Origin of the sequence: Shewanella sp. WE21, assembly GCF_002966515.1 — a bacterium.
Taxonomy (GTDB): Bacteria; Pseudomonadota; Gammaproteobacteria; order Enterobacterales; family Shewanellaceae; genus Shewanella; species Shewanella oncorhynchi.
In genome coordinates, this window is the sequence record NZ_CP023019.1 from 5234590 (window position 1) to 5246970 (window position 12381).

9 protein-coding genes are annotated in these 12381 nt (G+C 47.4%); all 9 read left to right on the forward strand.

Annotated elements, in window-relative coordinates; translation table 11 throughout:
* Positions 1 to 12 precede the first annotated feature (12 nt).
* The 9 genes from mtrA to panP all read left to right on the forward strand — a co-directional run bounded on the left by mtrA (position 13) and on the right by panP (position 12254).
* Entirely contained in the window at positions 13 to 1014 is a 1002-nt protein-coding gene (mtrA, locus tag CKQ84_RS23565; protein WP_028760483.1) for a decaheme c-type cytochrome MtrA, read from the forward strand.
* 12 nt (positions 1015 to 1026) lie between these two features.
* Entirely contained in the window at positions 1027 to 3114 is a 2088-nt protein-coding gene (locus CKQ84_RS23570) for an MtrB/PioB family decaheme-associated outer membrane protein (RefSeq protein ID WP_105252948.1), read from the forward strand.
* 216 nt (positions 3115 to 3330) lie between these two features.
* Complete coding sequence (locus CKQ84_RS23575) at positions 3331 to 3936, forward strand: hypothetical protein (protein ID WP_105252949.1); 606 nt, start codon at positions 3331 to 3333, stop codon at positions 3934 to 3936.
* Positions 3937 to 4046: 110 nt separating this feature from the next.
* The gene (locus CKQ84_RS23580) at positions 4047 to 4727 is read left to right on the forward strand and encodes a uracil-DNA glycosylase family protein (protein WP_105252950.1); all 681 of its coding nucleotides are present in this window, start codon (positions 4047 to 4049) and stop codon (positions 4725 to 4727) included.
* An 8-nt stretch (positions 4728 to 4735) separates the two neighbouring features.
* Positions 4736 to 5974 (forward strand): sugar diacid recognition domain-containing protein, encoded by a 1239-nt coding sequence (locus CKQ84_RS23585; protein WP_028760487.1) that lies wholly within the window; start codon positions 4736 to 4738, stop codon positions 5972 to 5974.
* A gap of 209 nt (positions 5975 to 6183) precedes the next feature.
* Entirely contained in the window at positions 6184 to 7191 is a 1008-nt protein-coding gene (locus CKQ84_RS23590; protein ID WP_028760488.1) for a catalase family peroxidase, read from the forward strand.
* Positions 7192 to 7517: 326 nt separating this feature from the next.
* Positions 7518 to 8876: a GntP family permease gene (locus tag CKQ84_RS23595; RefSeq protein WP_028760489.1), complete on the forward strand. Its 1359-nt coding sequence runs from the start codon at positions 7518 to 7520 to the stop codon at positions 8874 to 8876.
* Between the two features lie 232 nt (positions 8877 to 9108).
* Entirely contained in the window at positions 9109 to 10323 is a 1215-nt protein-coding gene (locus tag CKQ84_RS23600) for a glycerate kinase (protein WP_105252951.1), read from the forward strand.
* A 281-nt stretch (positions 10324 to 10604) separates the two neighbouring features.
* Entirely contained in the window at positions 10605 to 12254 is a 1650-nt protein-coding gene (panP, locus tag CKQ84_RS23605) for a pyridoxal-dependent aspartate 1-decarboxylase PanP (protein WP_105252952.1), read from the forward strand.
* The last annotated feature ends 127 nt before the right edge of the window (positions 12255 to 12381 follow it).

The following is a 12381-nucleotide window of genomic DNA, read 5'->3' on the forward strand; positions in this document are numbered from 1 at the left end:
GGGAAGCCTATTATGAAGAACAGCCTAAAAATGAAAAACCTACTGCCGGCACTTGTCATCTCCATGGCAATGTCTGCAGTGATGTCTTTATGCATCACACCGAGTGCACACGCCTCAAAGTGGGATGACAAAATGACTCCAGAACAAGTCGAAGCCACCTTAGATAAGAAGTTTGCCGAAGGCAGCTACTCCCCTAAAGGTGCCGATTCTTGTTTGATGTGCCACAAAAAATCTGAAAAAGTGATGGACCTCTTCAAAGGTGTTCATGGCGCCATTGATTCATCAAAGAGCCCAATGGCTGGCCTGCAATGTGAAGCCTGTCATGGTCCTATGGGTCAACACAATAAAGGCGGCAACGAGCCGATGATCACTTTTGGTAAGCAATCGACCTTAAGTGCAGAAAAACAAAACAGTGTCTGTATGAGCTGTCACCAAGATGATAAACGCGTATCTTGGAACGGTAGTCACCATGACAATGCCGATGTCGCTTGTGCCTCATGCCACCAAGTGCATGTCGCAAAAGATCCTGTGTTATCAAAAAACACCGAAATGGAAGTCTGTACTAGCTGCCACACTAAGCAAAAAGCAGATATGAATAAACGCTCGAGTCACCCACTAAAATGGGCTCAAATGACCTGTAGCGATTGTCATAATCCCCATGGGAGCATGACAGATTCCGATCTAAACAAGCCTAGCATTAACGAAACCTGTTACTCCTGCCACGCCGAGAAACGCGGCCCAAAACTGTGGGAACATGCACCCGTGACTGAGAACTGTGTGACTTGCCACAATCCTCACGGCAGTGTGAATGATGCCATGTTGAAAACCCGCGCACCGCAGCTGTGTCAGCAATGTCACGCCAGCGATGGCCACGCCAGCAATGCTTACTTAGGTAACACTGGTTTAGGTTCAAACGTCGGCGACAATGCCTTTACGGGTGGAAGAAGCTGTTTAAATTGCCACAGTCAGGTCCATGGTTCAAACCATCCATCTGGCAAGCTATTACAGCGCTAAGGAGACGAGAAAATGAAATTTAAACTCAATTTGATCACTCTGGCGTTACTAGCAAACACAGGTTTTGCAATAGCGGCCGACGGGTATGGCTTAGCCAATGCCAATACAGAAAAAGTCAAAATGTCCGCTTGGAGCTGTAAAGGCTGCGTTGTTGAAACGGGTACATCTGGCACTGTGGGTGTGGGCGTGGGTTACAACAGCGAAGAGGATATTCGCTCGGCGAATGCCTTTGGGACTTCAAACGAAGTTGCAGGTAAATTTGATGCCGATGTCACCTTCCGTGGTGAGAAAGGCTATCAAGCCAGCGTTGAAGCTTATCAACTGGGCATGGATGGTGGCCGTTTAGATGTCAATGCGGGCAAACAAGGCCAGTATAATATCAATGTAAACTATCGCCAAATCGCCACTTACAACAGTAATAGTGCCTTAACGCCCTACTCTGGTGTCGGCAGCGATAATTTAACCTTGCCAGACAACTGGGTAACTGCGGGTTCAAGCAACCAGATGCCGTTACTGATGGATAACCTAAATGCCTTAGAACTGTCGCTCAAACGTGAGCGCACAGGGTTAGGTTTTGACTATCAAGGTGAATCGCTGTGGAGTACGCATGTGAGCTACATGCGTGAAGAAAAAACCGGCTTGAAAAAAACATCAGGTGGATTCTTTAACCAATCCATGATGTTAGCTGAGCCAGTTGATTACACCACTGACTCCATTGAAGCTGGCATTAAACTAAAAGGCGATCGTTGGTTCACTGCACTTAACTACAATGGCTCAATTTTTAAGAACGAGTACAACCAGTTAAACTTCGACAGTGCCTTCAATCCAACTTTTGGTGCTCAAACCTCTGGCACACTCGCCCTTGACCCTGACAACCAGTCACACACAGTCTCGCTCATGGGCCAATACAACGACAATACCAATGTGTTAACAGGTCGTGTGCTTGCGGGACAAATGAGTCAAGACCAAGCATTAGTCACTTCAGGCTATGGCTATCAAGTGCCAACAGAGGCCGTTGATGCCAAAGTTGACCTCACAGGGTTGAACTTAAAAGTCGTCAGTAAAGTAACTAACTCACTGCGCTTAAGTGGTAGCTACGACTATAGCGACCGTGATAACAATACTCAAATTGAAGAGTGGACCCAAGTCAGCATCAACAATGTCAATGGTAAGGTGGCCTATAACACCCCTTACGATAACACTAGCCAACGCTTCAAAGTGGCGGCGGATTATCGTATTACCCATGGACTGAAGCTTGATGGCGGCTATGACTTCAAACGTGACGACCGTAATTATCAAGACCGTGAAACCACGGATGAAAATACCGTTTGGGCACGTTTGCGCGTTAACAGCTTTGAAACTTGGGATATGTGGGTTAAGGGCAGTTACGGTCAGCGTGATGGCTCGCAATATCAAGCTTCTGAATGGACATCTTCTGAAACCAACAGCCTGTTACGTAAGTACAATCTGGCTAACCGCGACAGAACCCAGATTGAAGCTCGAGTCACCCACTCGCCAATCGACAGCTTGACCATAGATTTCGGTGCCCGTTACGCATTAGATGACTACTCTGACACAGTTATTGGCTTAACGGAGTCAAAAGACACCAGTTATGATGCCAACATCAGCTACATGATCACCGATGATTTACTGGCGACAGCCTTCTACAACTACCAAATCATTGAGTCAGAACAAGCGGGAAGCAGTAATTACAGCACCCCGACATGGACAGGATTCATTGAAGACAATGTAGATGTGATCGGGGCAGGCCTGAGCTACAACAACTTGCTTGAGAACAAGTTACGCATGGGATTGGATTACACTTATTCAAACTCCGACAGTAACACTCAAGTCAGACAAGGTATCACAGGCGACTATGGCGATTATTTTGCCAAAGTGCACAACATTAACTTATATGCTCAATATCAAGCCACCGAGAAAATGGCGCTGCGCTTGGATTATAAAATTGAGAATTATAAAGACAATGATGCCGCCAATGATATCGCCGTCGATGGGATCTGGAACGTCGTAGGCTTTGGCAGCAATAGCCATGACTACACAGCGCAAATGATCATGCTGAGCATGAGTTACAAACTCTAATCGATACTGTTCATAACACGAAAAGCCCGCATTTTGCGGGCTTTTGTTTAAGTGCAGCAGGATCTTTTAAAGCGATAACGTCATGGCAGATAACAGTAAAAATCTTGAATAAGATCAGACTCTGGCGCGAAAGTCCGCCCATAAAAACCTTAATCCTTGAGTTTTGGCTCACTTTAGCGGATCTTAATTCAATCTTTTAGTTAATCCTCTGAGCCCATGCGTATTTATTCTTCACTCTCCCAATCTCAGTGGCTGTTATCAATTCAAGCACTATTGGGGCTAAGCCTATTACCCTTACCCGCCATGGCGTTCGACCCTTCGGGTGGCGCAGCGAGCCTATTTATCATTTTAGGCCTAGGTGGTTTTACCTTAATCAATCTGTTTCTACAGGGCTTATTCTTTTTTGCGGGTCAGTATCGCAGCGCCACTTTTGCTAAACGCCATGTATTAAGCGCACTAATAGTGCCATTAATTGCCATTGCGTTAGCCATTTATGATCATAGAGGTTGGAGTGATTTCGCCCTTAACTTAGGTATTATCTGTGTCGGTATTGGACTGATTTTATTGCCACTACAGCTTTACCAAATCGATAAGCCCACCAATCGCAATGCTGATTGGATCATCAGCCTAGGGGCATTATTCATCTTAACTTTAAGCTATGTGATTGCCCCCTTAGCCTTCTTTACGATTGTACTGGCCCACATCTGTTTAGCTTCAAGCCCAAATCAAATTCCTAAGATATTAAGTTATATCGGTTTAATCCTTGGCTATTCTCTTTTTGGCTACTGGGTATATCAAACAGTGATGATGCTCCAATCCTGATTGAAAATGAATGAGCAACGATAAAATTAGCGATTAAATTGACTAAGACGAATCTCACTAAAGCGCCATCGCCACTTTGCGTAACTGTATCGCCATCATGCTCGGCATCAATGGCCAAACTGCTGGCAAAAATCAGCGCCTGTACTTTATGTCAGGCCCATTTACCCTTAGCGCCCAAGCCGATATTGCAGGCCAGTACCCAAGCGCGGATTTTGATTGCAGGCCAAGCTCCGGGCGTGAAAACCCACCATAAAGGCATACCTTTTGACGATGCCAGCGGTGAACGGCTGCGCACTTGGTTAAATGTCACGCGGGAGCAATTCTACGACCCCAATCTTTTTGCCATTATCCCTATGGGATTTTGTTTTCCGGGCAGTATCGAAAAAAACGCTAAAAAGCAGGGTGATAAACCACCGCGCCCCGAATGTGCTGCCACTTGGCATCAGGCCTTGCTCGCCCTAATGCCGCAAATAGAGCTAATTGTGATCCTCGGCCAATATGCCATCGACTATCATCTACCGCGCGAATCGTCCGAGGCCGTAAACCCCACTTCGCCAATCACTAAGCCTCAAACAACCAGCACTAACGTAACAGTCATCCCCAAACTGAAACCAATAACAGTGACCCAAGCATGCGCGCAATGGCAGCAATATTGGCCTAAGTATCTTGTCTTGCCGCACCCAAGCCCGCGTAATAATCTTTGGCTTAAGCAGCATCCTGAGTTTGAAAGCGATATGCTACCCAGATTAAGAATGCGTATTGCATCCCTGTTAAACCTTCAACCCCACTAGGCGCCTGTATGTATCTGCTTGATTCTGCCATTGCTAAGCAAATTGTGAGTCGTACAATGAAAATCATTGGCCACAATATCAATGTGATGAACGGCCAAGGGGTGATTTTAGGCTCAGGCGACCCTAAGCGCATTGGCTCAACCCACGAAGGCGCGCTGCTGGCGATTGCCCAAAATCGCAATGTTGAGATCAGTCAAGAAGTCGCCTCAGGGCTGCATGGCGTTAAGCCTGGCATCAATTTACCCTTACATTATCAAGGACAAATTATCGGCGTCGTCGGCATTACCGGTGATCCACGTGAGCTTACCCATTATGGTGAGTTACTTAAAATGACCGCCGAAATGATTGTTGAACAAGCCAACCTGCAGGATAAATTGCAATGGGAGAATCGCCAGCGTGAAGAATTTATTCTGCAACTGATCAAAGCTGAAACCGATGATGCACAGTTGCACCGCTGGGCAAAACAGCTCGACATTGATATCAGCCTGCCAAGAGTCGCGGCCATTATTGAGATCAGCGAGAAAAACATCCAGAAACACCATTTAAAAACCGACACCACCCCAGCGGCCTTGTACTTAGCTGAGGCATCCACTCAGCCCGCCGATGAACGTAGCCCCAGAGTCAGTGAAACCCTCAAGCAAGTGCTGCATCTATTGCAATATCCTGACCGTGGTAACTTGATTGCCATGACCTCAATGTCGCAGTTGGTGATCCTAAAGCCTGCTTTTTTAGATGGAAAACAATGGGATCCTGAGCTTGAAAATCAGCGTATCGATAAGCTGTTGCAGCGCTTACCCGCCCAAATGGATTTAAACTTTAAAATTGCCCTAGGCCATTTCTTCCCGGAAAAAGGTGGGATAGCGCGCTCCTATCACACGGCTCAAGAAACCTTAGCACTCGGTAAGCAGCTCAATGCAGAAGGGAATAAATACCTGTTTGAAGATTATTCCCTACAAGTGTTACTTGCAGGGCTAAAACATGACTGGCGCGGTCAGGCGCTGGCAACGCCCTACCAGCAACTCGCCAAGGCGGACAAAAACGGCCAATTACGCAAAACCTTAGCGGCATACATCACCCACTTTGGCGATGCACAGCAATGCGCGAATGCCCTGTTTATTCATCGCAATACACTCAGATATCGCCTTGATAAAATTCAGCAAATCACCCAAGCCGACATTCAATCCCTGCATGGATTATTAAGCCTGTATCTTGGGCAATTAATTGATACTTCGACTCGCTTAACTTAACGCTCAAATGACTTAGCAACTCAACAGATTAGCCAGAAAAAAGCCCGCAGATGACGGCGCAAACCTTATAACCAGATCAATTGAGTAAAACTTGGCCTGTACTAAAAAATTAATTGAAAGATTTATACCGTATCCCCTTTCCTATCCTTTCATATAGTATCGCGTCGATATGCTAGCGCTCTCGACTTAGTCCATTGAAAGGAATGATAATGACCTCAATCAAACTGACTTTACTCGCCAAAGCTTGTCTCATTAGCGGCATTGCGCTGACTTCACCTTCGTTAATCGCGGCCGAGAAAACCATTCCCGAACTGGTCGATGCCGTCAACGGCACACCCGATGCGGCAAGTCGCGAGGCGGGTAAAAATGTCAAACTGCGTAATCACACTAAGGGATTTTGTACCTCAGGCAGTTTTAAACCGAATCCACAATTACAACAAACGTTGGCAATTCCATTTTTTAATCAAGATAGTATCAAGGTCACAGCCCGCTTTTCCCTCGGCGGTACAAATCCGCAGATCTCAGATAAAACCGCTGGGCGCTTTATGTCACTCAAAATTGACGGCGATAAAGAAAACCTTAACTTTGTCACCACTAACGTTCCTGTTTTCTTTGCCAAAAATCTCGAAGAATTTTTTAACTTTCAGACCAAAGTGAAACAAGGCCCTGAAGGTAAACAGTGGCTTATTGATAATCAACCCAGCGCTAAAGCTTTTTTCGACTATGTTAAACAGTTGCCTCCTAGCCCAAGTTTTGCCAACAGCCGCTACTTTGGTGTAAATAGTTTCCTGTTCAGCACGCAAAAAAACAGTGTTCAACAAGGTGAAACGGTCGCGGGTAAATGGATTTTTGAACCTGTCGCAGGTACTGCCGCGCTGTCAGCCAGTGAACTTGCCAATCTCAGTGATGATTTTTTAAAGGCGGAATTACTCGAGCGCATTAAAATCCAGCCAGCACAATGGAACCTCTATATTCAACTCGCCGAAATGGGTGATGAGATTAATGACCCAACCGTGATCTGGCCTGAAACTCGCCAGCGTTTACTGGTAGGCCAAGTGATGATTAACGGTGAGCGAGATAGCGATCCCCTAGTTCAACAGTGTGATAAAGGCATATTTAACCCACTGTTATTACCTAAGGGCATTACTGCATCTGCCGATCCGATACTCAATGCCCGCACCGCAGCCTATGTAGAATCCTTTATTCGTCGTCAATAAAGATGTCGAGTTAAGTCCCTCCTGTTTAGGATTGGCAAATAGCCCTATTTGCCAATCCTTATCGACAAGCGCCTCCTTTACCGACAAAACGCCTCCTCCTGCATTCGAATTCACCTAAGCATTTTTGTGCATGAGCACAAAAATGGCGAAACATAACGCGGTAATTCCGTGGATTTAGCCAAAGCTATTCAAACATACCTGCACAATAATAGGATGACCTTAAAGCAGCCCTCATTTGGACTCAGGCCCAAATAAGCACTGCGCCCTACACTATAAGTCAAAAAACTTACTCAAAAACTTCAGCCAAGAACTGAACGGGACAAACTATGAACTTAGTGCTTATTCTCATCGGCGTGATTGCATTTATTGTTATCGCGACCTCAAAATTTAAACTCCACCCCTTTTTAACCTTAATTCTGGCCGCCTTTATCGCGGCCTTCGCCTATGGCCTGCCAAGCGGAGAAATCGCTAAAACCATTACCACAGGGTTTGGCAATATTTTAGGCTATATCGGCTTAGTGATCGTCTTAGGCACTATCATAGGGATTATTCTGGAAAAAAGCGGCGCCGCCATCACCATGGCCGATGTGGTGATCAAGATATTAGGTAAACGCTTCCCGACACTCACTATGTCAATTATCGGTTATCTTGTGTCTATTCCGGTCTTTTGTGACTCGGGTTTTGTGATCTTAAACTCACTGAAACAATCGATGGCGAACCGCATGAAGGTCTCTAGTGTCTCCATGAGCGTTGCCTTAGCCACAGGTCTGTACGCCACTCACACCTTTGTACCGCCAACGCCAGGCCCTATCGCCGCCGCAGGCAACTTAGGCTTAGAGTCCAACTTAGGTTTAGTGATCGGTGTGGGTCTCTTTGTGGCCGCCGTTGCGGCACTCGCGGGTATGTTATGGGCAAACCGCTTTGCCGATGTTGAGCCCGATGGTGAAGGCGCAGAAGAACTTAAAGCGCAGGCCAGTGACTATGAAACGCTGAAAAAAAGCTATGGCACGCTACCAAGTCCATTAAAAGCTTTCGCACCAATTTTTGTGCCTATCGTATTAATTTGTTTAGGTTCTATCGCTAACCTCCCTTCAGCGCCTTTGGGTAAAGAAGGTGTGTTTGATGCGCTCGTGTTCCTCGGTCAGCCCGTTAATGCCCTGATGATTGGCCTGTTTTTATCCCTGCTGCTGTTAAAGGGTGAGAATAAGATCAGCGAATTTAGCGAACGCATCAGCCAAGGGCTCGTCACTGCCGCGCCGATTATTTTAATCACAGGTGCAGGTGGTGCCTTTGGTGCGGTATTAAAAGCCACGCCTATCGGTGACTTTTTGGGCACATCACTGTCGGCACTGGGTATCGGTATCTTCATGCCATTTATCGTCGCTGCCGCGCTTAAGTCAGCGCAGGGTTCATCGACAGTCGCGTTAGTCGCAACCTCTGCACTGGTTGCGCCTATGCTTGGCGATATTGGTCTCGGTAGCGATATGGGCCGAGTGTTAACAGTAATGGCCATTGGCGCAGGTGCAATGACAGTTTCCCACGCCAATGACAGCTTCTTTTGGGTCGTCACCCAATTTAGCCGCATGAGCGTCAAACAAGCCTATAAAGCCCAAACTATGGCGACCCTAATCCAAGGTGTGACGTCCATGGTAACTGTGTATGTGCTAAGCCTAGTGTTGCTCTAATATTAATGAGTTCTTGATTCAATATTGTCCCTTGGGCACATACCGTGCCCAAGATATATCTCTGTTATACGCCCTAATAATTGCAACAGATTAATGTGCCAGTGATGGATATAAATGCCCTTATATCACCTCAGTTTTAGCACAGGGATGTTGTTGCGCCCAACGTAAGTGGCCTTGGGTTTAGTGTTCAACATTGAGCCCTGTTTTATCCCATTTAGCTGTAGGATTTTTAATGAAAATAGTTATCGCCCCCGACTCATTTAAAGAAAGCTTAAGCGCGCTCGAAGTGGCCAACGCCATAGAACAAGGCTTAAAACAAGTGATCCCCGACTGCGACATAGTCAAAATACCCGTTGCTGATGGTGGCGAAGGCACAGTGCAATCTATGGTGGACGCCACGGGCGGCAGTATTGTCAGCTTAGAAGTCATGGGGCCACTGGGACATAGAGTGCAAGCACACTATGGCATTCTTGGTGAAGGTATTCTCAGCGCTGCGATCAATACAAGTTCTGCTTCAGTTTCACGTGCAGATCCAACGAACAAATCGCCACATCGAGGCGCGATTGCCGTGATTGAAATGGCCTCAGCGTCTGGGCTACACCATGTGCCGAGGGAGCAACGTAACCCGCTGCTTACCACAAGTTATGGCACGGGCGAGCTAATTTGTGATGCGCTTAATCGGGGGATAAAGCACATCATTTTGGGGCTAGGCGGCAGTGCCACCAACGATGGCGGCGCGGGTATGGCCCAAGCGCTGGATATTTTATTGCTCGATGGCCAAGGTAAAACGCTACCTTCTGGCGGCGCAGCGCTGGCGAAACTCACCCAAATCGATATATCAAACGCTCATCCACTCTTACGTGAGTGCAGCTTCGAAGTTGCCTGCGATGTTGACAATCCACTGTGTGGCGAACGCGGCGCATCGGCAATTTTTGGTCCGCAAAAAGGTGCGACGCCCGAGATGGTTAAGCAGCTAGATGCCGCTCTTGCCCATTATGCCAATGTGATTGCTCGCAATGGCATTAGCGATCACCGCGATCATGCCGGAGCTGGTGCTGCTGGCGGTATGGGTCTTGGCGTGATGGCTTTTTTAAATGCCGAGCTTAAACCTGGGGTTGAGATTGTAATGCAAACCGTTGGCCTTGCGGACAAAATCCGTGGTGCCGATTTAGTGATCACAGGTGAAGGCCGCATCGATGGTCAAACCGTGTTTGGTAAAACCCCAATGGGCGTGTTAAAGCAAGCCAAACTGCAGGGCATTCCCACTATCGGTATCGCGGGCTGCCTCGGTGAAAACGCCAATGCCATATTGGATCACGGTATGGCGGCGATCTTCCCTATCATCCCGCACTTAAGTCCACTTGATGATGTACTGGCCAATGCCAAGCTAAACCTTTGCAATACCGCCCGAAATATCGGCGCGGTACTCATGTTAGGCCAACGCTAATACTGGAACTAATACTTAAGTAATTCCCTCTGTTTAATGATTTGAAGAAAGGCGCCATAACGGCGCCTTTGCTTATTTAGGCCGCAACGCTTTGGTAATACCAAATTTTAGTGCTTGATGCCTAAAAGGCCTTGCAGTAAAGTGAGCTCCCTTTTTAGTATTCCGCTGATTGAAAATTTGAGAGTCACTGATCGCGCATCACTGGTCGAAAGTCACTGGTCCGTTATACTCTTCGAGCCAATTTGCAGTTTCACTATAAAAATTAATAGACGGCAAGCCCCATGACCCAGAAACTCCCTCGCCAAGCCACCGCATCCGAAGCAAGTTTGCTGCGCATTTTTACTGCACCGGAAGATGCAAGCTCAACGCTGAGTATTATTGAGCAAAAGCTCTCCGAGGACTTAGCAGGCTTTTTGGGTGATAGTATCGCCGCGCTCGAAAAACCCTTGTCGGAAATCGAAACAGATTTTCAAGCCTTTGAGATCCCAACTCAGCCGCGTTTTGTCTCCGATTACACCGACGAAATCATGCAAAATTTGGTGGCGCATTCGGTACACACAGCGGCGCCAAGTTTTATCGGCCACATGACCTCTGCACTGCCCTACTTTGTGTTGCCACTGTCGAAGATGATGGTGGGACTCAATCAAAATCTGGTCAAAATCGAAACCTCTAAGGCATTTACGCCGCTTGAGCGCCAAGTGCTCGGCATGATGCACCATTTGATTTACGACCAAGATACGGATTTTTATCAAAGCTGGATGCACAGCGCCAATCATTCCCTCGGCGCATTTTGCTCAGGCGGCACGGTTGCCAACATCACGGCCCTGTGGATTGCCCGCAACCAACTGCTCAAGGCCGATGGCGACTTTAAAGGCGTCAGCCGCGAAGGCTTACTCAAGGCACTACGCCACTATGGCTATGACGATTTAGCGATTTTGGTCTCAGAGCGCGGTCACTACTCGCTGGGCAAAGCCGTCGATCTGCTTGGCATCGGCCGTGATAATATCATCAGCATTCCCACGGGCAGCGATAACAAGGTCGATGTCGCAAAAATGCGCCAAGCCGCCCTTGAACTTGCTAGCAAAAACATCAAAGTGTTAGCGATTGTTGGCGTGGCTGGCACCACAGAAACCGGTAATGTTGACCCGTTGACAGAATTAGCTGCGCTGGCAAAAGAGTTAAACTGCCATTTCCATGTGGATGCAGCGTGGGGCGGCGCAAGTTTATTATCCAATAAATACCGCCACTTACTCGCAGGTATCGAACTTGCGGACTCAGTCACTATCGATGCCCACAAACAAATGTACGTGCCCATGGGCGCAGGCATGGTGTTATTTAAAGATCCAGAGTTTGCCCACGCCATTGCCCATCACGCCGAGTATATTCTGCGCCGTGGTTCAAAGGACTTAGGCAGCCAAACGCTGGAAGGTTCACGCCCCGGCATGGCGATGTTAGTGCACGCTTGCTTACAGATCATCGGCCGCGATGGCTACGAAATCTTAATCAATAACAGCCTTGAAAAAGCGCGCTATTTTGCCGAACAAATCAAAGCCCATGAGGATTTTGAGCTAATCACTGAGCCAGAACTTTGTCTGCTGACTTACCGTTATGTGCCCGCCCGCGTCCAAGCCGCCATGCAGCTTGCCTGTGAGCAAGCAGACACGATAAGAATCGCCCGCTTTAACGAGCTGCTCGATGGTCTTACTCAGTTTATTCAAAAGCACCAACGCGAACAGGGTAAGTCCTTCGTCTCCCGCACCCGCATTCAGCCAGCCCGCTATTTTAGACAAGCAACCGTGGTGTTTCGCGTAGTACTCGCCAACCCCCTCACCAGCCATGACATTCTCAATCAAGTGCTGGTCGAACAAAGCGAAATCGCCGCATTAGATAACGAGTTTTTACCCGCACTCATGGCGATGGTGGCTGAATAGTAAGTGGTTTGATGTAAGCTTTAAATCCCAGTTCAAATACAGTGTGTTAATCGCAAACAGCCGCAAATTATTTGCGGCTGTTTGCTACGCGACACGAAATAAGCTGAACATTAAGAGACAAGACAAA